At 63.2% G+C, this 24,386-nt stretch carries 26 protein-coding genes; 5 read left to right on the top strand and 21 right to left on the bottom strand.

Going from position 1 to position 24,386, the window contains the following annotated elements; genetic code table 11:
- Nucleotides 1-121 precede the first annotated feature (121 nt).
- Nucleotides 122-1,345 carry a bifunctional 2-C-methyl-D-erythritol 4-phosphate cytidylyltransferase/2-C-methyl-D-erythritol 2,4-cyclodiphosphate synthase gene (locus J1C56_RS04310; RefSeq protein ID WP_214386274.1) on the top strand — a complete coding sequence of 408 codons (1,224 nt, stop codon included), beginning with the start codon at nucleotides 122-124 and terminating at the stop codon, nucleotides 1,343-1,345.
- Nucleotides 1,342-1,848 (top strand): CinA family protein, encoded by a 507-nt coding sequence (locus J1C56_RS04315; RefSeq protein WP_214386276.1) that lies wholly within the window; start codon nucleotides 1,342-1,344, stop codon nucleotides 1,846-1,848. Before J1C56_RS04310 ends, J1C56_RS04315 begins: the two co-directional genes overlap by 4 nt.
- Here J1C56_RS04315 and J1C56_RS04320 read toward each other — a convergent pair.
- From J1C56_RS04320 to tpiA, 21 genes are all read right to left on the bottom strand, one after another.
- Nucleotides 1,824-2,285, bottom strand: a complete 462-nt coding sequence (locus J1C56_RS04320; protein WP_214386278.1) for a type II toxin-antitoxin system RatA family toxin — start codon at nucleotides 2,283-2,285, stop codon at nucleotides 1,824-1,826. The genes J1C56_RS04315 and J1C56_RS04320 overlap by 25 nt on opposite strands.
- 10 nt (nucleotides 2,286-2,295) lie before the next feature.
- Nucleotides 2,296-3,258 carry a lipoyl synthase gene (gene lipA, locus J1C56_RS04325; RefSeq protein ID WP_184767648.1) on the bottom strand — a complete coding sequence of 321 codons (963 nt, stop codon included), beginning with the start codon at nucleotides 3,256-3,258 and terminating at the stop codon, nucleotides 2,296-2,298.
- A gap of 12 nt (nucleotides 3,259-3,270) precedes the next feature.
- Nucleotides 3,271-3,552: a GlsB/YeaQ/YmgE family stress response membrane protein gene (locus J1C56_RS04330; protein ID WP_214386280.1), complete on the bottom strand. Its 282-nt coding sequence runs from the start codon at nucleotides 3,550-3,552 to the stop codon at nucleotides 3,271-3,273.
- Between the two features lie 81 nt (nucleotides 3,553-3,633).
- Nucleotides 3,634-5,079, bottom strand: coding sequence for a dihydrolipoyl dehydrogenase (lpdA, locus tag J1C56_RS04335; RefSeq protein ID WP_214386282.1), 1,446 nt, complete (start codon nucleotides 5,077-5,079; stop codon nucleotides 3,634-3,636).
- Between the two features lie 18 nt (nucleotides 5,080-5,097).
- Entirely contained in the window at nucleotides 5,098-5,679 is a 582-nt protein-coding gene (locus J1C56_RS04340; RefSeq protein WP_214386285.1) for a GNAT family N-acetyltransferase, read from the bottom strand.
- Between the two features lie 3 nt (nucleotides 5,680-5,682).
- Complete coding sequence (locus tag J1C56_RS04345) at nucleotides 5,683-6,321, bottom strand: SGNH/GDSL hydrolase family protein (protein WP_214386287.1); 639 nt, start codon at nucleotides 6,319-6,321, stop codon at nucleotides 5,683-5,685.
- Between the two features lie 48 nt (nucleotides 6,322-6,369).
- Entirely contained in the window at nucleotides 6,370-7,743 is a 1,374-nt protein-coding gene (locus J1C56_RS04350) for a pyruvate dehydrogenase complex dihydrolipoamide acetyltransferase (RefSeq protein ID WP_214386289.1), read from the bottom strand.
- Nucleotides 7,744-7,761: 18 nt separating this feature from the next.
- Nucleotides 7,762-9,144, bottom strand: coding sequence for a pyruvate dehydrogenase complex E1 component subunit beta (locus tag J1C56_RS04355; protein ID WP_214386291.1), 1,383 nt, complete (start codon nucleotides 9,142-9,144; stop codon nucleotides 7,762-7,764).
- Between the two features lie 14 nt (nucleotides 9,145-9,158).
- Nucleotides 9,159-10,202: a pyruvate dehydrogenase (acetyl-transferring) E1 component subunit alpha gene (gene pdhA, locus J1C56_RS04360; protein ID WP_214386293.1), complete on the bottom strand. Its 1,044-nt coding sequence runs from the start codon at nucleotides 10,200-10,202 to the stop codon at nucleotides 9,159-9,161.
- A gap of 174 nt (nucleotides 10,203-10,376) precedes the next feature.
- On the bottom strand, nucleotides 10,377-10,706 hold the full coding sequence (locus tag J1C56_RS04365) for an FtsB family cell division protein (RefSeq protein ID WP_192568078.1): 330 nt from the start codon (nucleotides 10,704-10,706) through the stop codon (nucleotides 10,377-10,379).
- 90 nt (nucleotides 10,707-10,796) lie between these two features.
- Nucleotides 10,797-11,252: a DUF6636 domain-containing protein gene (locus tag J1C56_RS04370; RefSeq protein WP_214386295.1), complete on the bottom strand. Its 456-nt coding sequence runs from the start codon at nucleotides 11,250-11,252 to the stop codon at nucleotides 10,797-10,799.
- Nucleotides 11,253-11,256: 4 nt separating this feature from the next.
- Nucleotides 11,257-12,531 (bottom strand): phosphopyruvate hydratase, encoded by a 1,275-nt coding sequence (eno, locus tag J1C56_RS04375; protein WP_184767638.1) that lies wholly within the window; start codon nucleotides 12,529-12,531, stop codon nucleotides 11,257-11,259.
- Between the two features lie 404 nt (nucleotides 12,532-12,935).
- Nucleotides 12,936-13,301, bottom strand: coding sequence for a PRC-barrel domain-containing protein (locus J1C56_RS04380; RefSeq protein WP_214386297.1), 366 nt, complete (start codon nucleotides 13,299-13,301; stop codon nucleotides 12,936-12,938).
- Between the two features lie 91 nt (nucleotides 13,302-13,392).
- Nucleotides 13,393-13,596, bottom strand: coding sequence for a dodecin family protein (locus tag J1C56_RS04385; protein WP_214386300.1), 204 nt, complete (start codon nucleotides 13,594-13,596; stop codon nucleotides 13,393-13,395).
- 95 nt (nucleotides 13,597-13,691) lie between these two features.
- Nucleotides 13,692-14,528, bottom strand: a complete 837-nt coding sequence (kdsA, locus tag J1C56_RS04390; protein ID WP_214386302.1) for a 3-deoxy-8-phosphooctulonate synthase — start codon at nucleotides 14,526-14,528, stop codon at nucleotides 13,692-13,694.
- On the bottom strand, nucleotides 14,525-15,376 hold the full coding sequence (locus J1C56_RS04395) for a VOC family protein (RefSeq protein ID WP_214386304.1): 852 nt from the start codon (nucleotides 15,374-15,376) through the stop codon (nucleotides 14,525-14,527). The genes kdsA and J1C56_RS04395 overlap by 4 nt, the downstream gene beginning before the upstream one ends.
- A 52-nt stretch (nucleotides 15,377-15,428) precedes the next feature.
- Nucleotides 15,429-15,971 carry a DUF1697 domain-containing protein gene (locus J1C56_RS04400; RefSeq protein ID WP_214386306.1) on the bottom strand — a complete coding sequence of 181 codons (543 nt, stop codon included), beginning with the start codon at nucleotides 15,969-15,971 and terminating at the stop codon, nucleotides 15,429-15,431.
- A 61-nt stretch (nucleotides 15,972-16,032) separates the two neighbouring features.
- On the bottom strand, nucleotides 16,033-17,670 hold the full coding sequence (locus J1C56_RS04405) for a CTP synthase (RefSeq protein WP_275945132.1): 1,638 nt from the start codon (nucleotides 17,668-17,670) through the stop codon (nucleotides 16,033-16,035).
- 149 nt (nucleotides 17,671-17,819) lie between these two features.
- Nucleotides 17,820-18,911, bottom strand: a complete 1,092-nt coding sequence (locus tag J1C56_RS04410; protein WP_214386311.1) for a L,D-transpeptidase — start codon at nucleotides 18,909-18,911, stop codon at nucleotides 17,820-17,822.
- Nucleotides 18,912-19,127: 216 nt separating this feature from the next.
- Nucleotides 19,128-19,598: a preprotein translocase subunit SecG gene (secG, locus tag J1C56_RS04415; RefSeq protein WP_214386313.1), complete on the bottom strand. Its 471-nt coding sequence runs from the start codon at nucleotides 19,596-19,598 to the stop codon at nucleotides 19,128-19,130.
- Between the two features lie 156 nt (nucleotides 19,599-19,754).
- Nucleotides 19,755-20,519 (bottom strand): triose-phosphate isomerase, encoded by a 765-nt coding sequence (tpiA, locus tag J1C56_RS04420; protein WP_214386315.1) that lies wholly within the window; start codon nucleotides 20,517-20,519, stop codon nucleotides 19,755-19,757.
- Between the two features lie 147 nt (nucleotides 20,520-20,666).
- On the opposite strand from tpiA, the gene J1C56_RS04425 reads away from it, so the two are divergent.
- Genes J1C56_RS04425 through trpC form a run of 3 tightly spaced genes read left to right on the top strand, consistent with a single transcriptional unit; the run spans nucleotide 20,667 to nucleotide 24,386 of the window.
- A complete protein-coding gene (locus J1C56_RS04425) occupies nucleotides 20,667-22,562 on the top strand; it encodes a SurA N-terminal domain-containing protein (protein WP_214386317.1) in 1,896 nt (631 codons plus the stop codon).
- On the top strand, nucleotides 22,559-23,569 hold the full coding sequence (gene trpD, locus J1C56_RS04430) for an anthranilate phosphoribosyltransferase (RefSeq protein WP_214386319.1): 1,011 nt from the start codon (nucleotides 22,559-22,561) through the stop codon (nucleotides 23,567-23,569). Before J1C56_RS04425 ends, trpD begins: the two co-directional genes overlap by 4 nt.
- A gap of 4 nt (nucleotides 23,570-23,573) precedes the next feature.
- Nucleotides 23,574-24,386 (top strand): indole-3-glycerol phosphate synthase TrpC, encoded by an 813-nt coding sequence (trpC, locus tag J1C56_RS04435; protein ID WP_214386321.1) that lies wholly within the window; start codon nucleotides 23,574-23,576, stop codon nucleotides 24,384-24,386.

The raw sequence follows: 24,386 nt of genomic DNA on the forward strand, positions 1-24,386 counted from the left end.
TTCTCTGCTGCACAATGAGTAGCCACGATTGGCTCATTGTGCAACTGCGAAATGACAGCCGAATGCGGCGCTTTCTGGATTCCTCTAGCCTTCCGCAGGCCTCGCGGCTAAGCCTCTGCTCATGAATCCGAAGCCGTTGCCGAACCAGCAGAATTCGAAGGTCGCCGTCGTGGTCGTGGCGGCCGGGCGCGGCGAGCGTGCAGGACAGGCTGACGGTCCGAAGCAGTATCGCCGGATCGGCGGCAAGGCGGTGATCTGGCACACGCTGAAGGCATTTCTCGACCATCCGCGGGTCGGACCGATCGCCGTCGCCATCCACGCCGACGACGGCGAGCTTTTCGCAGCGGCCGCCGGCGAATTGGCCTCGCGTGTCACTACAGTCGTGGGCGGCGCCACGCGACAGGATTCGACGCGCTTTGCGCTGATCGCATTGCAGGAAGCCAGGCCGCAGGCTGTGCTGATCCATGACGGGGTCCGTCCGTTCATCGGCCCCGAGGTCATCGACCGGGCCATAGCAGGCATCGACGCCAGCCACGGATCGCTGCCGTCGCTGCCGGTGTCCGACACGCTCAAGAAAGAAGCCTTCGACCGCACCGTGGCCGAAACCGTGCCGCGCGCGGGCCTGCATTCGGCGCAAACGCCGCAAGGCTTTCCGTTCGAGCCGATCTTTTCCGCGCACCAGCGGGCCTTCGAGGCCGGCCGCAGCGACTTCACCGACGATTCCGCCATTGCCGAATGGGCCGGCATCCCGGTGCGCCTGGTGCTCGGCTCGCCCGACAACGTCAAACTCACCTGGGCTAAGGACATCGCCATGGCCGACCAGCGCCTTTCTGGCCAAGCAATCAGCTTTCCCGACGTCCGCACCGGCAACGGCTACGACGTGCACTCGTTTGAGCTAGGCGATCACGTCTGGCTGTGCGGCGTGAAGATCGCCCACTCCAAGAAGCTGAATGGCCATTCCGACGCTGATGTCGGACTGCACGCGCTGACCGACGCGCTGCTGGCCACCTGCGGCGCCGGCGACATCGGCACGCATTTCCCGCCATCCGACCCGCAGTGGAAGGGCGCTGCCTCGCGCCAGTTCGTCGAGCACGCTGCAAAGATCGTTCGTGGGCGTGGCGGGCGCATCGCCAATGCCGACATCACGCTGATCTGCGAGGCGCCGAAGGTCGGACCGCATCGCGAGGCGATGACCGCCGAACTGGCCGACATGCTGCGCATCGCCCCCGAGCGCATCTCGATCAAGGCGACGACCAACGAGAAGCTGGGCTTCATTGGGCGCGAGGAAGGCATCGCGGCGATCGCAACCGCAAGCGTGGTCTATCCCGGAGAGTTGCCGGAATGAGCGACGTCACCGCCCTCGCCTCGGCCCTGCTCGACGCCTGCTTCGCCCAGGGCATGATGATCGCAACGGCCGAAAGTTGCACGGGCGGCATGATCATCGCAGCGCTGACCGACATCGCCGGCTCGTCGGCCGTCGTCGATCGCGGCTTCATCACCTATTCCAACGAAGCCAAGATGGAGATGCTCGGCGTCTCCGAGGCGACGCTCAAGGCGCACGGCGCGGTGTCGCGCGAAACGGCACTGGAGATGGCCGCAGGCGCGCTTGCCCATTCGCGCGCCAGCCTGGCGCTTGCTGTAACAGGCGTTGCCGGCCCGGGTGGCGGCTCTGCCGAAAAGCCGGTCGGCCTCGTCTGGTTCGGTGTCGCCAGGAAGGGAATGCCTGTCGAGGCCGAGTTCCGAACATTCGAAGACAAGGGCCGCGACTTCATCCGCCGCGAGACGGTGAGGACAGCGCTAGGGCTCGGCTTGCGCGCCGTCGGTCAGCCCGGCTTCACCGGCCCGTAGATCGCATCCGCCCGCTTTTCGAAAGCTTCGGCGAACATGCGGAAGGCGCGGTCGAACATAGTGCCCATTAGCGCACCCAGGATGCGGTTCTTGAACTCGTAATCGATGAAGAATTCGACTCCGGAGCCACCGTCCGGTGCCGGGACGAATTTCCATTCGTTGGTGAGGTAGCGGAACGGACCGTCGAGATACTTGACGTCGATGGTGTTTTCCTCGGGCGTGAGCAGCACTTGCGTGGTGAAGGTCTCGCGGAATGCCTTATAGCCGACGGTCATGTCAGCCACGAGAATCTCACGGCCGTCGCGCTCGCGCCGCGACCGAACGTTGAGTGCTTCGCAAAGCGGCAGGAATTCAGGATACCTCTCCACGTCGGCCACCAGGGCGAACATCTTGTCCGGCGGGTGGCCGACATGGCGCGTGGTTTCGAATTTGGGCATCCGGTGCTGGTCAGGCCTTTTTCGCGAGCAGCGCTTCACGCGCGGCGCGCAACTTGGCGAAATCATCGCCGGCATGATGCGACGAGCGCGTCAACGGGCTCGACGCGACAAGCAGGAAGCCCTTTGACTTGCCGACCGTGGCGTAGGATGCGAACTCGTCCGGTGTCACGAACTTCTTGACCGGATGGTGCTTCTTCGAAGGCTGCAGATACTGGCCGATGGTCATGAAATCGACGTTGGCGGTGCGCAGGTCGTCCATTAGCTGAAGGATCTCGTGACGCTCCTCGCCCAGGCCAACCATGATGCCGGACTTGGTGAAGATCGAGGGATCAAGCTCCTTGACCCGCTGCAGCAGGCGGATCGAATGGAAGTAGCGCGCGCCGGGACGCACCGTCAGATAGTTCGACGGCACGGTTTCCAGGTTGTGGTTGAAGACGTCGGGACGGGCGGCGACGACGATCTCGAGCGCGCCTTCCTTGCGCAGGAAATCAGGCGTCAGGATTTCGATCGTCGTCTGCGGCGTGAGCCGGCGAATGGCGTGGATGACGTCGGCGAAATGCTGGGCGCCACCGTCGGCAAGATCGTCGCGGTCGACCGAGGTGATGACGACATGGGTCAGGCCCATCTTGGCAACGGCCTGGGCGACGCTCTCCGGCTCATTCGGATCGACGGCGGTCGGGATGCCGGTGGCGACGTTGCAGAAGGCGCAGGCGCGGGTGCAGATCTCGCCCAGGATCATGAAGGTGGCGTGCTTCTTTTCCCAGCACTCCCCGATGTTGGGGCAGCCGGCCTCTTCGCAGACGGTCACCAGCTTGTGCGACTTCACGATCTCGCGCGTTTCCTGATAGCCACGCGATACCGGCGCCTTGACGCGAATCCAGTCCGGCTTGCGCAGAACTTCCTGGTCGGGCCGGTGGGCCTTTTCCGGGTGCCGCACGCGCGGACGGTCTTTGAGATCGAGAACGGTGACCATCAGTCTATCCTATCAAGGCCGCGGCGATTGCGAGCGGCCGAAAATCCAGAGCAGGATCAGCGCGCCGGCGATGGCGACGATCAGGTTGCCCATGAACCCGTAATAATTGATGCCGAGCAACCCCGCCAGAGTGCCGCCGACAAACGATCCGGCGATACCAACGAGGATGTTGGTCAAAAAGCCGTGGTCGCGATTCATCGTGCGTTCGGCGACGTAGCCGGCGAGGAAACCGACCAGCAGCATGCCGAAGAAACCAACCCCTGGCATGCCGAGAATTCCGTAGCTCTGTTCCATCAGTCGTCTCCGGCAATCGCGGACGTTCAGCGCATATAGTGCCATCAGGCGCGCCGCAACAGGCGCGCCGATGCGTGGACGTTATGCGTTGAGCGCACGTCCGTAGGCGTCGAGCACGCTTTCCTTCATGGTTTCCGAGATGGTCGGGTGCGGGAAGATGGTGTGCATCAGCTCTTCCTCGGTCGTTTCGAGGTTCATGGCGACGACAAAACCCTGGATCAGTTCGGTGACTTCAGCGCCGACAAGATGCGCGCCGAGCAGCTGGCCGGTCTTCTTGTCGAAGATGGTCTTGACCATGCCCTGGTCCTCGCCGAGCGCGATCGCCTTGCCGTTGGCGACGAAGGGGAAGCGGCCGACGCGGATGTCCTTGCCTTCGGCCTTGGCCTTGGCTTCGGTCAGGCCGACTGAGGCGACCTGCGGGTTGCAATAGGTGCAGCCCGGGATCTTGAGCTTGTCCATCGGATGCACGTTGGGCAGGCCGGCGATCTTCTCGACGCAGATGACAGCCTCGTGCTCTGCCTTGTGCGCCAGCATGGGGGGACCTGCAACGTCGCCGATAGCGTAGATGCCCGGTACGTTGGTCTTGCCGTAGCCGTCGATGACGATGCAGCCACGGTCGGTCTTGATGCCGAGTGCCTCAAGGCCGATGTTTTCGATGTTGCCCTGCACGCCGACGGCCGAGATCATGCGGTCGGCGGTGATCTTCTCGACCTTGCCGTCCTTCATCTCGACATGGGCGGTGATCGAGTTGGCGCCCTTCTCGACCTTGGTCACCTTGGCTTCGAGGTGGATTTTCATGCCCTGCTTGTCGAACTGCTTCTTGGCGAAGGCCGAGATTTCTGCGTCTTCCACCGGCATGACGGCGGGCATGACCTCGACCACGGTCACATCGACGCCCATGGTGCGGTAGAACGAGGCGAACTCGATGCCGATGGCGCCCGAGCCCATGACCAGCAGCGACTTCGGCATCTCCGGCGGCACCATGGCCTCGAAATAGGTCCAAATCAGCTTGCCATCCGGCTCGATGCCGGGCAGCGCGCGCGGGCGGGCGCCGGTGGCGATGATGATGTGCTTGGCGCTGTAGGTGCCCTCGCCCAGCGTGTTCTTGGGCAGCGGCGCCTGCGGCTCCATCGGCTTTTTCGACGACTTGGAAACGATGATCTGGCCGGGCTTGGTGAGCTTCGCCTCGCCCCAGATGACATCGACCTTGTTCTTCTTCATCAGGAAGCCGACGCCGCCATTCATGCGCTGGGCGATGCCGCGCGAGCGCTCGACGATGGCCTTGAGGTCGGGCGAGATCGAGCCTTCGAGCTTCAGGCCGTAGTTCTTGGCGTGCTCGGCCAGATGCAGCACCTCGGCCGAGCGCAGCAGCGCCTTGGTCGGGATGCAGCCCCAGTTGGAGCAGATGCCGGCGAGGTGCTCGCGCTCGACCACGGCCGTCTTGAGGCCGAGCTGGGCCGCGCGGATCGCCGCGATGTAGCCGCCGGGACCGGAGCCGATGATGATGACGTCGTAATTCTCAGCCATGAGTGTCTTGCCTCTTGATCAAGTCGCGCTGCGCGTGAGCAGCACCCAGTCGTGTTTCTTGCTGTAGGTGTCGGTCGATACGGATGGCTGGCGCGCGATTTCCTCGAAACCGCAGGATTTGTAGAGACCAAGCGCCACGTCGTTGTCGCTTTCAGTGATCAGGCTGACCGGACGTGCGCCGGCGCGCGCGAGCTCGTGGTCGACGAGCTTTCGGCCGACGCCATGTCCGCGATGGTGCTGGTAGACGCCGACGCTGTCGATGAACCAGTGGCCGATCGTCTTTTGCTGAAGCACCAGGATCGGCTCGAACACCGGATGCGGTGCTTCCTCGTCGGCGAATGATGGCTCGACGACATGGCCGATCACCACGCCGGCGATCTCGCCATCGACCTCGGCGAGGCTGGCATTCGTCCAGCCGGCACGGTCGTCGTCGCAGCTTAGCTGATTGCGGCCATGTTCGAGCGCGGTCTGCGTCGTACCTTCCAGCACCGCGCCATACCAGAGCCACGACGCAAGCCCGTGCGATGACAGGTCGACGAGGATGGCAAGCTCGGCGGCATCGCGCCGCTCGGCCCTGCGGATTGTGACTGTGCCGGCCAAGCTCTAGAGCTCCAGCATGACGCGCACGATCGGCGCGATGGCGTGGCCGATGGCCCGCGTGTTTTCTGCATCGAGATGCACGCCGTCGAGCGGTGTCGTCTCGGCAACCGAGCCGGCGTCGAAGAAGCCGCAACCGACCTCGTCGGCGAGCGCCGCATAGAGCGGCGCAAGCTCTCTGGAGGCCTTGTCGCCGCCCGCGAACATGTCCTTGTACTCGGCATTTTCGGTGCGGCTGACGGCGGGAGGCGAAACCAGCAAGATCTGCGGCGCCGGATAGCCCATGCCGTGATCATAGCCAAGGACGATTGAGACCAGCCGCGCCATGCCCTGCCTGGCGGCCAGCGGGTTGCCGTGGATCCATGGCTTCATGTCGTTGGCGCCGAGCATGATGACGACGAGATCGATCGGCGCGTGCGTGCCGAGGATCGTCGGCAACAGCCGCGCGCCGTTGCGGTCCGCGGCAGCGAGATGGTCGTCGAAAGCCGTGGTGCGGCCGTTCAGGCCCTCGGCAATGACGTTGACGCTCGCGCCGAGTTCCTTCTGCAGGACGCTTGGCCAACGGTCGTCAAACGCATGACGGCCCGGACCTGCGGCATTGTAGCCCCAGGTCAGCGAGTCGCCGTAGCAAAGCACAGTCTTCATGATCGAAGTCCTCGAATCCCCTCCCTTGCGGGAGGGGAAATGGGGGAACTACACCAGCATGCCCATCGGGTTTTCGATGAAGCGCCTGAAGGCCGAGAGAAGCTCGGCACCGAGCGCGCCGTCGACGGCACGATGATCGGTCGACAGCGTCACCGACATCACATTGGCGATCTTGATCTCGCCATTCTTGACCACCGCCCGCTCCTCGCCCGCGCCGACCGCCAGGATGGTGGCGTGCGGCGGGTTGATGACGGCGGAGAAGTCCTTGATGCCGAACATGCCGAGGTTGGACACGGCGCTGGTGCCGCCCTGGTATTCCTCAGGCTTGAGCTTGCGGTTGCGGGCCCTGCCGGCAAGGTCCTTCATTTCATTGGAAATGACTGACAGCGTCTTGATGTCGGCCTGGCGGATGATCGGGGTGATCAGCCCGCCCGGGATCGACACGGCAACACCGACATCGGCGTGCTTGTGCTTGACCATGGCCTGGTCGGTCCACGACACATTGGCGTCGGGAACGGCCGTCAGCGCCAGCGCCATGGCCTTGATGATCATGTCGTTGACCGACAGCTTGTAGGCAGGCACGTCGCCCTTTTCGGTCTTGCGCACCGGAGCCGCAGCGTTGAGCTGGGCGCGGAGCGCCAGCAGCGCGTCGATCTCGCAGTCGAGCGTCAGGTAGAAATGCGGGATCGTGCTCTTGGCTTCGACAAGGCGCCGCGCGATCGTCTTGCGCATGTTGTCGTGCGGGATGAGCTCGTAGCTGCCTTCTTCGAACAGCTTGAGCACCTGGTCGTCGGACATGCCTTTCGGAGCGGGTGCAGCAGCACCTGCCGCGGGAGCCTTGGCGGCCGGCGCCGCCTTGGCACCGCCACCTGCGATCGCTGCTTCGACGTCGGCCTTGACGACACGGCCATGCGGGCCGGTGCCGGCAACGGCCAGGATGTCGACATTGGCGTCCTTGGCGATGCGGCGGGCCAGCGGCGATGCAAAAGTGCGGCCGTCGGCTGCCGATGCGGCAGAACCGTTGGTGGCTGCTACGGCGGGCGTAGCTGCCGGAGCAGCGGCAACCGGCGCAGCAGCTGGAGCCGCAGGTGCTGCGGCAGCGGCCGGGGCTTCGGCCTTGGCAGGCTCGGCCTTTGCCGGGGCGGCATCACCGCCCTTGGCAGCGGCAGCGACATCCTCGCCTTCGCTGGCGAGGATGGCAATCAGCGCGTTGACCTTGACGCCTTCGGTGCCGGCCGGAACCAGCAGCTTGGCGACAATGCCCTCATCGACGGATTCGACTTCCATCGTCGCCTTGTCGGTTTCGATCTCGGCGATCACGTCGCCGGGCGAAACCTTGTCGCCTTCCTTGACCAGCCACTTCGAGAGATTGCCCTCTTCCATGGTCGGCGAAAGGGCAGGCATGGTGATATTGATCGGCATGATGACCTCCCGCCCGTGTCAGCGATACGTGACTGCTTTGACCGCCTCGATCACTTCGCCGACATTCGGCAGAGCGAGCTTTTCGAGATTGGCGGCGTAAGGCATCGGCACGTCCTTGCCGGCGATGGTGATGACAGGCGCGTCGAGATGATCGAAGGCGCGCTGCGACACCTGGTTGGCGATGAAATCGCCGACCGAGGACTGCGGGTAGCCTTCTTCGACAACCACCAGCCTGTTGGTCTTCTTGACAGAGGCGATGATGGTGTCGAAGTCGAGCGGACGAATGGTCCTGAGATCGATGATCTCGACGTCGATGCCCATCGCGCGCAGCTCGGCCTCGGCCTTGATCGCGTAGGTCATGCCGATGCCGAAGGAAACGATGGTGACGTCCTTGCCGGTCTTGTGGATGCGCGCCTTGCCGATCGGCAGCACGAAATCGTCGAGCTTCGGCACATCGAAAGAGTGGCCGTAGAGGATTTCGTTTTCGAGGAAGATGACCGGGTTGGGGTCGCGGATCGCTGCCTTGAGCAGGCCCTTGGCGTCGGCGGCCGAGTACGGCATCACCACCTTGAGGCCCGGAATGTGGCTGTACCACGCCGCATAGCACTGCGAGTGCTGCGCAGCGACGCGGGCAGCCGCACCGCTCGGTCCACGGAAGACGATCGGCGCGCCCATCTGGCCACCCGACATGTAAAGCGTCTTGGCGGCCGAGTTGACGATCTGGTCGATCGCCTGCATGGCGAAGTTGAAGGTCATGAATTCGACGATCGGGCGAAGGCCGGCCATCGCGGCACCGACGCCGACGCCGGCGAAGCCGTGCTCGGTGATCGGCGTGTCGACGACGCGGCGCGGACCGAACTCCTGCAACAGGCCTTGCGTGATCTTGTACGCGCCCTGGTACTCGGCAACCTCCTCGCCCATGATAAAGACGTCGCCGTCGCGGCGCATCTCCTCGGCCATGGCGTCGCGCAATGCTTCGCGGACGGTCGTCGACACCATTTCGGTGCCGGCGGGGATGTCGGGATCGGCTGCTACTTCGGTCTTTGGCGCGGCGGCAACGGGTGCAGCAGCCGGAGCGGCGGCGGCGGGTGCAGCAGCGGTGGCAGGCGCTTCGGCTTTGGCCGGGGCGGCGCCCTTGCCGATGTCGGCAGCGCTTTCACCATCCTGCAGCAGCACGGCGATGGGGGTGTTGACCTTGACGCCTTCGGTGCCGGCAGCGATCAGCTGCTTGCCCAGAATACCTTCGTCAACGGCTTCCACTTCCATGGTCGCCTTGTCGGTTTCGATTTCGGCGATGACGTCGCCGGCGACGATCTTGTCGCCTTCGTTCTTCAACCACTTCGACAGATTGCCCTCTTCCATCGTCGGCGAGAGCGCAGGCATGAGAATTTCGATCGGCATGTTCGCGCCCTCCCTTAGATCAAGATATCGGTCCAGAGCTCGGCAACATCCGGCTCGGGATCGGTCTGAGCAAAGTCTGCGGCGTCAGCCACAATGTCGCGAACATCCTTGTCGACCGCCTTGAGGTCGTCTTCGCTGGCCCACTTCTTGGCGATGAGGCGCGCCTTGACCTGTTCGATCGGGTCGTGCTCGGAGCGCATCTTCTGCACTTCGTCCTTCGACCGGTATTTCGCCGGATCGGACATCGAGTGGCCGCGATAGCGGTAGGTCTGCATCTCGAGGATGATCGGGCCGTTGCCCGAGCGGCACCATTCGGTGGCGAGATCGCCGGCAGCCTTGACCGCGCGCACATCCATGCCATCGACCTGGATGCCGGGAATCTTGAACGACAGGCCGCGCTGCGAGAAATCGGTCTCGGCCGAGGCACGCGACACCGCGGTGCCCATGGCGTAGCGGTTGTTTTCGATGACGTAGATCACCGGCAGCTTCCACAGCGAGGCCATGTTGAAGCTTTCGTAGACCTGGCCCTGGTTGGCAGCGCCGTCGCCGAAATAGGTCACCGAGACATTCGGGTTTTCGCGGTAGCGGTTGGCAAAGGCCAGACCGGTGCCGAGCGACACCTGGGCGCCGACGATGCCGTGGCCGCCGTAAAAATGCTTTTCCTTGGAGAACATGTGCATGGAGCCGCCCTTGCCTTTCGACAAGCCGCCCCGACGCCCGGCCAACTCGGCCATGACGCCCCGCGCCGAAAGCCCCATCGCCAGCATGTGGCCGTGGTCGCGATAAGCGGTGATCATCTGATCGCCTTCGATCAGCGACATCTGCAGTCCGGTGACGACGGCCTCCTGGCCGATATAAAGGTGGCAGAAGCCGCCGATGAAGCCCATGCCGTAAAGCTGGCCGGCTTTTTCTTCGAAGCGACGGATGAGCAGCATCTCGCGATAGGCCGCGACATCCTGTTCCTTGGTGAAGTCAGCCGGCTTGGGTGTTACCGGAGCAGATTGAGATTTTGAGTCAGATTTGGCTTTGGCAGGCGCTTTTTTGGCGGCGGTGGCCATGCATCACTCCCTAGTGGTGTCTCTTTGCGGACAATGAGGAGATCATGCATAATCTCTCCTCTCCATGACCAAAACGCTAGCATGGAGAGTGACGCTGCGCCATGCGGAAAAATGCATAGCAGGCATGCGGTTAAGCGTCTAAAAACGTTGGATTTCTTGCTGATTAACTTGAAGTCAGTTAATACGGCGCCCAGATGGCCGCATTATGGTCAGCTCATCAGCATGGGACATATTCAAGGCGTTGCGCGCCTGTTCGTCAAGCATGTCCTTCTCCAGCGAGCCGTCGTGGAGCATATGCACGCGGCGCTCGACGTCGAGGCGCTGTGCCCTGACGGTGTCGAGCCGAGCCTGGAGTTCGACGGCGCGCGCTTCGAGGCGATATTTGGAATAGATGCCGAATTCGCCATGGTAGGCGTGGAAGCCGAAATAGGACAGGAACATCGCCGCCAGCGCCGGCACGATCAGGCGTCCGGTATTTCTCTGCTTGTGCTGGCGTGTCCACATGGTGCGCAAAACCTTTCGCACCCTTGTCGCCCGATCATACTTAATGCCGGGTTACGGCAGCCTCGGTTCGCGCGAAAAAACGGGGCGACTTCAAAACAGAAGCTGCTGCGCCCGCGACAGCGCAAATCCCGCGCCCCGCCCGTTGGTGCAGGTCACGCCCGAGCGCTCGGAGACGCAGCTAATGTTTCCGCGTTCGAAGGTCTCGCCATAAGCCAGTTCCGGATAGTCGCCGACGATCGTGTCGCCAACACACATCAGCACGCCGCGTCTCGACGTTTCATCCAGGCTGAAATCGTTGCCCCAGTCCAGTTCGCAATCCTGCGGGCGCGGTGGCAGTGGTGTTGTCTTGTCGGCGATATTGCATCGGACCGATGCATCGTCGTCGAAGAACATGCATTGAATGTTGCCGGTCGGCGAACGGAAACCGTCCGCCGAATCCTGCGCCAGCGCTGGCGACGCATGAAGCCAGATGGAAGTCGTGGCCACCAGCAGGCAGCAAGCCAGCCTGTTTGCTCTCTCGCTTTGCCACCTGCCTGATGTGCCCATCCGGTTAGCCGCGCAGGATCGAGCGACCGGCGAAGCGTGCCTGCCGGCCCAGCTCTTCTTCGATGCGGATCAGCTGGTTGTACTTGGCGGTACGGTCCGAGCGGGCCAGTGAGCCGGTCTTGATCTGTCCGCAGTTGGTGGCGACGGCGAGATCGGCGATGGTCGAATCCTCGGTTTCACCCGAGCGATGCGACATGACGGCGGTGTAGCTCGCCTTGTGCGCGGTCTCGACGGCGTCGAGCGTCTCGGTCAGAGTACCGATCTGGTTGACCTTGACCAGGATTGAGTTGGCGACGCCCATCTTGATGCCGTCGCGCAGGCGGGCCGAGTTGGTGACGAACAGATCGTCGCCGACCAGCTGGACCTTGTCGCCGCAGATATCTGTCAGGTACTTCCAGCCTTCCCAGTCGTCCTCGGACATGCCGTCCTCGATCGAGATGATCGGATAGTCGGCGGCGAGCTTGGCCAGGTACTTGGCCTGTGCCTTGGGATCGCGGGTCTTCTTTTCGCCTTCGTAGACGTAGTTGCCGTCCTTGAAGAACTCGGTAGCGGCGCAATCGAGGGCGAGCGCCACGTCCTCGCCTGGCTTGAAGCCGGCCTTTTCGATCGAGGCCATGACGAAGTCGAGAGCCGCCTGGGCGCTCTTGAGGTTCGGGGCGAAACCGCCTTCATCGCCGACATTGGTGTTGTGGCCGGCGTCCTTCAGACCCTTCTTGAGGGTGTGGAAGATTTCCGAGCCCCAGCGCACGGCATCGCGCAGCGAAGGCGCGCCGATCGGCATGATCATGAATTCCTGGAAGTCGATCGGATTGTCGGCATGCGCGCCGCCATTGATGATGTTCATCATCGGCACCGGCAGGACGCGGGCGTTAGGGCCACCGACATAGCGGTAGAGCGGCAGGCCGGATGCCTCGGCAGCAGCCTTGGCAACGGCCAGCGACACGCCGAGGATGGCGTTGGCGCCGAGGCGGCTCTTGTTGGGCGTGCCGTCGAGCTCGATCATCGTCTGGTCGATGTGAATCTGGTTTTCGGCTTCCATGCCGCCGATCGCCTCGAACAGCTCGCCGTTGACGGCTTCTACAGCGCGCTCGACACCCTTGCCGAGATAGCGCGGGCCGCCATCGCGAAGTTCCATCGCCTCATGGGCGCCGGTCGAGGCACCCGACGGTACGGCTGCGCGGCCCATCGAACCGTCTTCGAGAACAACGTCCACCTCGACGGTGGGATTGCCACGGCTGTCGAGAATCTCGCGGCCGATAATGTCGATGATTGCTGTCATGTGAGGCATCCCCGGGAGCTGATCGCAAAGAAGGATCGGTTGGATTTCCGCGCCCGTCTTAGCCAAAGCTCCGGAAAAGGCAATCGCGGGCGGCCAAATATCACGCTGCGTCAGCCGCAGGATTCACTTTAGACAAAACGCTGTCATCATAATTCATCCGATCAGGCAGGCATGAGCCAAACTTTCGGGTAAACTACGGGCGCGCGGGGCGAAACAGAGGGAGTTTCGCCATGTCCGAGTTAAGTGGTATCCTGAGTTTGTTCTTCATCGCCGCAGCGTTCCTGACCTCATGCGACAGTCAACCGCCCCCGCAAGGCGTGTCGCAGGTGCGAATTCTTCCGACACCAAGGTAGGTCGCCCGCACAAAGAAAAGCCCCGTGGATGCGGGGCTTTTTTTTGTCGGGTCAGTGCCAGTACGGCGCGACCCGGTAATGTTCGAACGAAGCGTCGCGCGCCAGGCGGCCATCATCGTCGGTCAGCTCATTGATCGAATAGGACGGCGCGGCCTTCAGCTGATCCCTGGAGAACGGAACGACATAGCCGCCGCGGCCCTTGTCGTAGTCCAGCGTCGACCACGGGATGGCGTGATATTTTTCACCAATGCCGAGAAAGCCGCCGAATCCGATGACGGCAAACATGATGCCGTTGGACATCTTGTCGAGCATGACGTCCTCGATCGTGCCGATGGTTTCGCCGGCGGTGTTGTAGACATTGGTGCCGATGACCCGCGATGCGGGAATGGCTGCGGTATGGCCAGTCTGGGTCGTCATGATCCTGCTCCTCGTTGGTTAGGGTTCAGGGGTAACGGGCCCCCGACGCGGAGGTTCCAACATTTTCCAGATGATGGGTGTTACCGACCGATCAGTCGCTGAGGATGAAGGTCACCTTCATGTTGACGCGGTAGGCGACGATCTTGCCGTTTTCGACGACGACCTTCTGGTCCTGGATCCAGGCGCCTTCGACATTCTTGAGTGTCTTCGAGGCGCGGGCGATGCCCTCTTCGATGGCGTCCTTGAAGCTCTTGGTCGACGATGAGGTGATTTCCGTAACGCGGGCAACAGACATGGGTTTCCTCCAGGCTGATACGCTCAGTCGCGGAGCAAGCGTACGCCCGGCACGAACCGGGCTCAAGCTGGAGTTGAAAGGCAGCAGCGCCTGAGTTACTGGCCCTTGGCGATGCGGTCGAAGGCCATCAGGCGTTCGAGCAGTGCCGGCATGTCCTTGAACGGCACCATGTTGGGGCCATCCGACGAGGTCGACTTGTCAGGGTCCTCATGCGTTTCGATGAACACGCCGGCGACGCCTACGGCAACTGCCGCGCGCGCCAGCGTCTCGACGAAGCGGCGCTCGCCGCCCGAGGTGGTGCCCTGCCCGCCCGGCTGCTGCACCGAATGGGTGGCATCGAAGATCACCGGCGCGCCAATGTCGGCCATGATCGGCAGCGCACGCATGTCGGAGACGAGCGTGTTGTAGCCGAAGGACGCGCCGCGCTCGGTGACCAGCACGTTCGCGTTGCCCGAACCGGTGACTTTGGCGACCACGTTCTTCATGTCCCAGGGCGCCAGGAACTGGCCCTTCTTGACGTTGACGACCTTGCCGGTCCTGGCGGCAGCGATGAGCAGGTCGGTCTGGCGGCTGAGGAAGGCCGGGATCTGCAGCACGTCGACGACTTCGCCAACGATCGCGCACTGCTCTTCGGTGTGGACGTCGGTGATGACGGTCACGCCGAGTTCCTTGCGCAGGTCGGCGAAGACCGGCAGCGCGGCGTCGAGGCCAGCACCGCGCGTGCTCGACAGCGAGCTACGGTTGGCCTTGTCGAAGCTCGACTTGTAGACAAAGCCGATGCCGAGCTTCTGGGTCAGCTCCTTGAGCTTGCCGGCCATGTCGAAGGCATGCTGGCGCGATTCGAACTGGCACGGGCCGGCGATCAGCGACAGCGGTGCATCATTGGCGAACAGGGTCTTGCCGACCGTGACATTTGCATTCGGCTTGGTCATTTCAGGTCCTCGAATATGAAGGTCGCACCCTGCCCCGGTGCAGGCGGCACCACCAGGCGATTGCCGTCTAGATCGTGTTCGATGGCGTGTTCGACAAGAAGTGCCCTTGTCGCGGCAAGGCTATCGACGGCAAAAACCATGGTTTCAAGGCGAACTCCGCCGGCATTCGGCGCGTTCCGGATGGATAGCCGCGCGTTTGCCAGTGGCACGCCAGCACCATCAGCCTTGCTGTGTGCGACGGTCGCAAGCAGCTTGCCCGCTGCCACGACATCTCCGGCAGCGAGTTCAACGGCGAGCACACGCCTGGCACCATTGGCATGCGCCTGAAGCGCCGACCGGTCGACAGCAGGCGCGTTGGCGCGCTGGCAAGTGAAGAAAAAGGCGTCCGCGACAGCGTTCGGCTGCGCAGCAAAGGCGAGCCTGAACGAGGCCAGGTCGGATTTGCCTGATGCGTCGACGAACGGACGCGAAAAATCGAGCCGGCTGCCGGCGGATACGCCTGCCGCCACGAACTCGGAATGGTCGGAGTCGGCATCACCGGTTCCGAACACAATAGCCGAAAAGCCCTCGTCGCCATGTGCGTCGCGGAAAAGGCGATCGCGCGCGACAAACTCATTGCCCTCGACGATCGCCTTGTCGGCCGCGCCCTTGTCGCCGATGGCAAGCGGCTCCAGGAAGGTGCCGTCGCTGAGATAGACGCAGCAGTTGATCGTGCCGAAGGGGTGCGTGCCTTGCGGCGAGACGTTGAAGCCGAGTGCCGCAAGCCGCCGCCGCGCAAGCGCGAGATCGGCAGTGGGCAGAACTACATGGTCGAGCGGTCGCGGGCTCTCGGAGGGACTTTTCGTCATCGCTGCGCTGTGCCTGAAATCCTGATGTGAAGCAAGACTGAGCCCTGCGGGCCTACGATGCCACCATTTCGCCGAGGCGGCGCACGGTGTTCCAATTGCGCGACGTGCCTATTCCGCCGGCGCGCTTGGGCGTCAGCGCGCCGAGCAGCCGGGACGAAGCGGTATTGCGGGAGAAATAGAGCCAGATGTCGCCGTCGACCGAGGTGAGCTTTTCGTCGGCGGCAGCATAAGGGTGAAGTCGCTCCATGACTTCGGCGGTCACCGGCTCGCGCATCACGCGTACGCCGACCTGATCGGGATGAAGTTCGGATTCCCCGGGAAACGGATTAGCGGCGACAAGTTTCCGCCAGGCGGCAGCATCTCGCACGATGATGTCGACATGCTTGCCGAATTTCGGCGCAAAGGCCGCTTCGAGTTCGCGCTCCAGAGCGGAAACCGATTTGCCCTCGGCTTCGAATACGAGATTTCCGGTCGCCACCAGCGTGCGCGGATTTTCAAGACCCAAGTCCGTGGCCATGTCGCGCAGGTCGGACATGATGACGCGCCGGCCGGGGCCGAGGACGATGCTGTAGAGAAGCGCTACATAGGTGGTCATGCGCGGCGCAGCCACCGGGAAATCATGCGCGCCGGCGCATTTGCCACGGCGCGCATGGATATCAGACCAGCCGGCTCTGTTCGACAGCAGCCTCGATGAAGCTTGCAAACAGCGGATGCGGCTCGAGCGGGCGGCTCTTCAGCTCCGGATGGTACTGGACGCCGATGAACCAAGGATGGTCGGGATACTCGACCGTCTCGGGCAGCACGCCGTCAGGCGACATGCCGGCGAAGACCAGACCGCAGTCTTCGAGGCGGTCCTTGTAGTCGATGTTGACCTCGTAGCGGTGGCGGTGACGCTCGGAGATATCGGTGTCACCATAGATCTCGGCGATCTTGGAGCCCTCGGTCAGCTTCGCGTCGAATGCGCCGAGACGCATCGTGCCGCCGAGATCGCCCGAAGCCCGGCGCTTTTCGAGCATGTTGCCCTTCAGCCACTCGGTCATCAGGCCGACAACCGGCTCCTTGGTCGTTCCGAACTCGGTCGACGAGGCGTTTTCGATGCCGGCGAGCGAACGCGCGGCTTCGATGCAGGCCATCTGCATGCCGAAACAGATACCGAAATACGGCACCTTGCGTTCGCGTGCGAACTTCGCTGCCAGAATCTTGCCTTCCGAACCGCGCTCGCCGAAGCCGCCGGGCACGAGAATGCCGTGCACCTTTTCCAGGAATGGTGCGGGATCTTCCTTCTCGAAGACCTCGCTCTCGATCCAGTCGAGCTTGACCTTGACGTTGTTGGCGAGGCCGCCATGCGACAGCGCCTCAATCAGCGATTTGTAGGCATCCTTGAGGCCGGTGTACTTGCCGACCACGGCGATGGTGACCTCGCCTTCCGGATTGTGGATCAGCTGCGAGACATTCTGCCAGGCATCGAGGCGCGGCTTGGGCGCCGGGTCGATGCCGAAAGCGGCCAGCACTTCCGAATCGAGGCCTTCCTTATGGTAGGCCAGCGGCACGTCGTAGATGTGGCCGACGTCGAGCGCCTGGATGACTGCCGATTCACGCACGTTGCAGAACAGCGACAGCTTGCGGCGCTCTTCCTTCGGGATGTCGCGATCGGCACGCACCAGCAGGATGTCGGGTGCGATGCCGATCGAACGCAGCTCCTTGACCGAATGCTGCGTCGGCTTGGTCTTCAGTTCGCCCGCCGTCGGGATGTAGGGCATCAGCGTCAGGTGGACGTAGACCGCGTTGTTGCGCGGCAGATCGTTGCCGAGCTGGCGGATCGCCTCGAGGAACGGCATCGCCTCGATGTCGCCAACGGTGCCACCGATCTCGCACAGCACGAAGTCGTATTCGTCATTGCCGTCGAGGATGAAGTTCTTGATCTCGTCGGTGACGTGCGGGATGACCTGCACGGTCGCGCCGAGATAATCGCCGCGCCGCTCGCGTTCGATGATGTTCTTGTAGATGCGGCCGGTGGTGATGTTGTCGCTCTGGTTCGCCGAACGCCCGGTGAAGCGCTCGTAGTGACCGAGATCGAGGTCGGTTTCCGCCCCGTCGTCGGTCACGAACACCTCACCATGCTGGTAAGGCGACATCGTTCCCGGGTCGACATTGAGATACGGATCGAGTTTTCGGATGCGCACGCGATATCCGCGTGCTTGCAGAAGAGCCCCTAGGGCCGCTGCGGCTATGCCTTTTCCAAGGGAAGAGACCACGCCGCCGGTAATAAAAACATATCGCGCCATGGGATTCATCGCTTAACGCGGCCAAATCGATTCCGCCAGAGAAAAATCCGCCGCGTCGGACTTTTCCCTATCTGGCTGTTCAGTGTTGCTGCCGGTAGGCCGCGCAAACAAAAAGGCCGGCGTGACCGCCGGCCCGCTATCAGCGTTATGAAAACGCCTTACATGACGATGACTTCGGAGCCCATCCTCACGCGGCTGTAGAGATCCATGACATGGTCGTTGACCATGCGGAAGCAGCCGTTCGAAGAGTTCGTGCCGATCGTCTGCGGCTGATTGGTACCATGGATGCGGATATGGGTATCCTTCTTGCCCTGGTAAAGGTAGATCGCACGCGCGCCGAGCGGGTTTTCCGGTCCGCCGTTCATGCCGTCCTTGTACTGGCCGTACTTCTTGGGCTCGCGTTCCTGCATTTCCTTGGTCGGGATCCAGCGCGGCCATTCCTGCTTGTCGCCGATGGTCGCCTTGCCCTTGAACTCAAGGCCTTCGCGGCCGACCGCGATGGCATAACGGCGCGCCGTCGAAGACGATTCGATCAGGTAGAGGTAGCGCGAGCTGGTATCGACGACGATCTGGCCACGCTCATAGCCGGGGAACGTCACTTCCTGCGGCTCGAAATCGGACTTCACCTTGAACTGCTTCTTGGCCTGCTTGGCCTGCAGCACGGCATCGAGCGCGCGCGTCTGCGGCAGCATCGACTGCTGCGGCGCGCTGCCGCCGAAGATGCCGGCGAGCAGGCCGGTCTGGCGCGGACGATCCTGGCTTTCGCTGCGCAGCTCGCCGTTGTTGCCGGCAGAGGCCACTTCCGCCACGTCGGGCGCAAGCGGCTCGATCGGCTTCATCACTTCGAGCGGCTGGAGATTGCGCTTGGGTGCCGGTGTAGCAGCGGCGACCTGAGTGGTTGCCTTTTCGGTCTTCTTCAGGCGGGCAAGTTCGCGCGCCTGATCGGCCTTTGCCTTCGCCGCAGCCCGCATCGCCATCTTCTTGGCTTCGAGCATCTTGAGACGGGCTGTTTCCTTGTCGGCCTTGATCTTGGCTTCGAGATCCTTGATTCGCGACAGGTCCTCGTCGGTTGGTTTCTTCTTTTTCTTGAGCAGCTTGAGTTCAGCCGCGTCGCTCTTGGCGGCGACTGAAATAACGTCGCTTACGACAGGCTGTGGTGCCGCGGCCGTGCCAGCCGAGGTGGCGGCAAAGGCTGTGGAGCTCATGAAGGTGGCGCAAAGGCCAGCAAGAAGGATGCGGCGGAGCTGCATGGCGAAGGATCCCGAACGTTCAACGCAAATTTTCTTGCGACAACGCGCAGTGCCCCCAAGGCTCCCCCGCCGATATGCCGCAACCCAGCTATAATCGATTAGCCGGAGGCGCCTCAAGGGAGGCACCACCGGCTGACCAATCGAATTGTCGTGATTTATGCGGCATTTGCCGCAACTGTGTTCAAACAACAACAGGTTGTGGCAAAGGGTAAATAATTAGTTAGGAACCTGCGGTGTCGCAGGGGCTGCCGGAGTGGCTGGAGCGGGCTGTTCGGTGCCCGAAGCGGCAGGCGCAGCCGGTTGAGTCGCAGGCGCGGCAGGTGCGGTGGCGTCGGATGCCGGGGCAGCCGGAGCGGCAGTGCCCGGCGCAGCGGGAGCGGTCGAGCCGCCGAGCTGATCGAGAACGCCCTTGCCAGTCGTGCCACCTTGAGTGGTCGGCGCGCGATCGAGGATGTCGGTCGGCTTCTCGCCGTAACGAGCAACGATCGACAGCGTCAGCGACGTCACGAAAAACACCGTCGCCAGGATGGCCGTGGCCCGCGTCAGTGCGTTGGCGGCACCGCGTGCAGTCATGAAGCCCGAACCGCCACCGATGCCAAGGCCACCGCCTTCAGAGCGCTGCAGGAGCACAACGCCGACAAGGGCGAGCACGACCATCAAGTGAATGACGATGAGGACGGTTTCCATTGCGCTTCCTGGGATCTTTCCTGACGGGGACTGGCCGCGCGCCGAAGCGCCCGGCATTCCGGAGGCGGCTCAATACAATGCTTTCTAGGCATTTCCAAGCCCGCCGGCCGAATATGGGGTGACACGTTGCCTTTGCAACGGCCACGTGTGGCGAAATCAGAGCTTGCGGTAGGCCTCGGCGATACCGAGGAAGTCGGCTGCCTTGAGGCTGGCGCCGCCGACGAGCGCGCCATCGACGTTGGCAATCGCCAGCAACTCGCTGGCATTGGACGGCTTGACCGAGCCACCATAGAGAATGCGCATCTTGGCAGCCGAGGCACCCAATTTCGCGGCAAGGCGCTCGCGGATATGCGCATGCGCTTCGGCGACGTCGGCGGCTGTGGGCGTCAAGCCGGTGCCGATCGCCCAGACAGGCTCATAGGCAATCACAGCGTTGACCGGCGTCGCGGTCGTCGGCACCGAGCCTTCGATCTGGCGCGACAGCACCTGCAGCGTCGTTCCGCCTTCGCGCTCAGCATGGGTTTCGCCGACGCAGATGACGGCCACCAGCCCTGCCCGCCATGCCGCTTCCGCCTTGGCACGGACAATGTCGTCGGTTTCGCCATGGTCGGTGCGGCGTTCCGAGTGCCCAACGATGACGTGGCTGGCGCCGGCGTCCTTGAGCATTTCCGCAGAGACGTCGCCGGTATGGGCGCCGCTCTCCTTGGCATGGCAATCCTGCCCACCGGCTTTGACCGGCGAGCGGTGAAGGATTTCGGCCGCGCGAGAAAGCAGCGTCGCCGGCAGGCACAACAGCGCTTCGGTCTCCGCATCGAGACCGCTCATGAAACCACCGGAAATGCTGCGCAATTCGTTGAGCGAGTTGCTGGTACCGTTCATTTTCCAGTTGCCGGCAACGAGTGGGCGGATTCCTGGCGTCATTGTGCTCTTCCCTCGAAATCGATGTTCGCTCGGGCAACCTCACTACCAAAAACAGGCCACAAAGCAATCGACACTGGCGGCGAAGGGCGCTATTGCGCTTCGTTCATGCAGGCGCATGCGATCATGCGCGTATACGGGATCTGATACATGCTCGAATCGATGCGAAGTGCTGCGGGAACCTGGGTTGCTAAGCTTCTGCTTCTGCTGCTCGTCATCAGCTTCGCGATCTGGGGCATTTCTGGACAGATGCTCAACCAGTTCGGCGGCGACAAGGTCGTCACTGCCGGCGGCACGTCAGTTTCAGGCGTCGAATACCGCCTCGCCTATGACCGTCAGCTGAACGTCATGTCGCAGCAGTTCGGTCAGCGGCTGACCCGCGACCAGGCGAACGCTCTCGGCATCGACAACCAGGTTCTTTCCCAGCTCGTCGCAGGTGCCGTGCTTGACGAACAGGCGCGCAAGCTCGGTCTCGGCCTGTCCAAGGACCGTCTCGCCGAACTCACCTGGGATGACCCGACCTTCCGTGGAGCCGACGGCAAGTTCGACCGCCAGGCTTTTGAATACATCCTGCGCCAGATCGGCATGCGCCCCGAAGACTATCTGAAGAACCGCGCCCAGGTTGCGGTACGCCAGCAGATCGTCGAAGCGGTTTCCGATGGCCTCGAGGCTCCCGACACCTTCCTGCGTGCCGTCGCGCTGTATCGCGGCGAAGATCGCACCATCGACTACCTGCCGCTGCCGAAGTCGCTCGTCGAGCCGATTGCGGCGCCAGCCGACGATGTGCTCAAGGCCTGGTTCGAGGAAAACAAGAAGAACTACGCAGCACCCGAATTCCGCAAGCTCAGCTACGTCAAGCTCGAGCCAGAAGACATCATGGATGCCGCCGCCATCACCGACGAGCAGGCGCGCCAGGATTACGACAAGAACAAGTCGCACTTCACAACGGCGGAGACGCGCAAGATCGACCAGCTGGTCCTCGGCGCCGATGCGGCCAAGGCGGCTTCCGACGCGATCAAGGGCGGCGCGACCTTCGACAAGGTTGTCGCCGACCAGGGCAAGACCGCGGCTGACGTGGCGCTTGGCACGCTGACCAAGGACAAGATCGCAGACAAGGCCGTCGCCGATGTCGCCTTCGCGCTGCAGGCCAACCAGGTAAGCGACGTGATCCAGGGCGCTTTCGGCCCGGTGCTGGTCCGCGTCAGCGAGATCACGCCCGAGGCAGTCAAGACGTTCGACGAGGTCAAGGACCAGATCCGCAAGGAGCTCGCGCTGGCCGAGGCCAACCGCATCCTGCTCGACGTCCATGACCAGTACGAAGACGCCCGCGCCGCCGGCGAGTCGATGAAGGCTGCCGCTGACAAGCTCAAGCTCAAGATGGTGACGATCGACGCCATTGACCGCGCTGGCCAGCAGCCGGACGGCACCGTCGTCAACACATTGCCTGACTCAAGTAACCTGATCCAAGCGGTCTTCTCGGGCGAAGCCGGAATTGAAAACCCACCGCTCAACGTCGGCACCAACGGCTTCGTGTTCTACGAAATTGACGAGATCACTCCGGCTCGCGACCGTACGCTCGACGAGGTGCGCGAAAAGGTCGTCGCCGACTGGACGGCAGCCGAAGCAACGAAGCGCCTCAAGGCAAAGGCCGATGAGCTCGAAAAGCGCCTCAAGGACGGTGCAGCCCTTGACGTCATCGCCGGCGAACTCAAGCTCGAAAAGCAGACCAAGCGCGGCCTCAAGCGCGAAGCCGACGATGCCGATTTCGGCCGCGAGGGTGCGTCGGCCATGTTCGCCATGGGCCAGGGCGGCACCGGCATCATTCCGGCACCGGCCGGCGATGCGCAGATCCTGTTCAAGGTCACTGAGGTGTTCGAGCCGGCCGGCGCCGACAAGAGCGCCGTGCCGGAGGACGCCCAGAAGCAGTTTGCCTCTGGCATGTCGGACGACCTGCTCGACCAGATCGTCGCCCAGCTTCAGGGCGAATACCAGGCAACGATCAACCAGGCGGCAATCACGCGCGCACTGGCGGTGGGGACGCAATGAGCGCACTCAAGCCGCATATCGCCAAGGTCGCGTCAGGCACCCCCCTCACCTTCGAGGAGGCGCGCGAGGCATTCGACATCATCATGTCGGGCGAAGCGACGCCCGGCCAGATCGGCGGCTTCCTGATGGCGCTGCGCGTACGCGGCGAGACCGTCAGCGAAATATCAGGCGCTGTCGCCACCATGCGCGACAAGATGCTGCGCGTTGAAGCCCCCGCCGATGCCATCGACATCGTCGGCACAGGCGGCGACGGCTCGCACAGCGTCAACATCTCGACCGCCTCGGCCTTCGTCATCGCCGGCGCCGGCGTACCTGTCGCCAAGCACGGCAATCGTGGCCTGTCATCGCTGACCGGTGCAGCCGACGTGCTGACCGCCCTTGGGGTCAATATCGACCTCTCGCCCGAGGCCATCGGCCGCTGCATCCGTGGCGCCGGCGTCGGCTTCATGTTCGCACCGGCGCATCATCCGGCGATGAAGCATGTCGGCGCGACCCGCGTCGAACTCGGCACCCGCACCATCTTCAACCTGCTCGGACCGCTCTCCAATCCCGCCGGCGTCAACCGCCAGCTGGTTGGCGTGTTTTCGCCTGAATGGGTACAACCGGTTGCCGAAACGCTGAAGGAACTCGGGGCCCAGCACGTCTGGGTCGTCCATGGCGACGGTTATGACGAGATCACCACCACTGGTGAAACCCATGTCGCAGCCCTGCAGGACGGCGTCATCAGCACCTTCACGCTGTCGCCTGAACAGGTCGGCATCAGCAGGCACACACGCGAAGAACTGCGCGGCGGCGATTCCGCATACAATGCCAGTGCCCTGCGCGGCGTTCTCGAAGGTGCCAAGGGTGCCTATCGCGACACGGTGCTGATGAATGCTGGCGCCGGCCTCGTCGTCGCCGACAAGGTGGCGACAATCGGCGAGGGGGTGGCACTTGCCGCCGAGGCAATCGACAGCGGGCGCGCGCTTGCCGTGCTCGACCGCCTGATTGGCGTTTCGAACGGATAATGACATGGCCGACATCCTGCGCCAAATCGAAGCCTACAAGCGCGACGAGATCGCCGCCGCCAAGGCGCTGCTGCCGCTCGCCGAACTCAAGGCGCGTGCGCGCGACGTCGCAAAGCCGCGCGGTTTCCTGGCGGCGCTCGAAGCCAAGCGCCGCGACAACCGTTTTGGCCTCATCGCCGAGATCAAGAAGGCAAGCCCCTCCAAGGGCTTGATCCGTCCGGATTTCGATCCGCCCGCGCTCGCCAAGGCCTATGCCGAAGGCGGTGCGGCCTGCCTGTCGGTGCTGACCGACACGCCGTCCTTCCAGGGCGCGCCCGAGTTTCTGACCGCCGCGCGCGACGCCTGCGCCCTGCCCGCCTTGCGCAAGGACTTCATGTTCGAGCCTTACCAGGTGCACGAAGCCCGTGCCTGGGGCGCGGACGCCATCCTGATTATCATGGCAAGCCTCAGCGATGACGACGCCAAGCGGCTCGAGGAAGCGGCCTTCGAACTTAGCATGGACGTGCTCGTCGAGGTCCATGACGAGCACGAGACGGAGCGCGCGCTAAAACTGTCGTCGCGCTTGCTCGGCATCAACAACCGCAACCTGCGCACATTCGAAGTCAGCCTCGACACGTCGGAGCGTCTGGCGCCGATGGTGCCGACCGATCGGTTGCTCGTTGGCGAAAGCGGCATCTTCACCCACGCAGATTGCCTCAGGCTGCAAAAATCCGGCATCGGCAGCTTCCTCGTCGGCGAAAGCCTGATGCGGCAGGCCGATGTGGCCGCCGCCACCCGCGCGCTGCTCGACGGCGTGCCTCAGACCGCAAGCGTCTGA

This window comes from Aminobacter anthyllidis (genome assembly GCF_018555685.1).
Classification (GTDB): domain Bacteria; phylum Pseudomonadota; class Alphaproteobacteria; order Rhizobiales; family Rhizobiaceae; genus Aminobacter; species Aminobacter anthyllidis.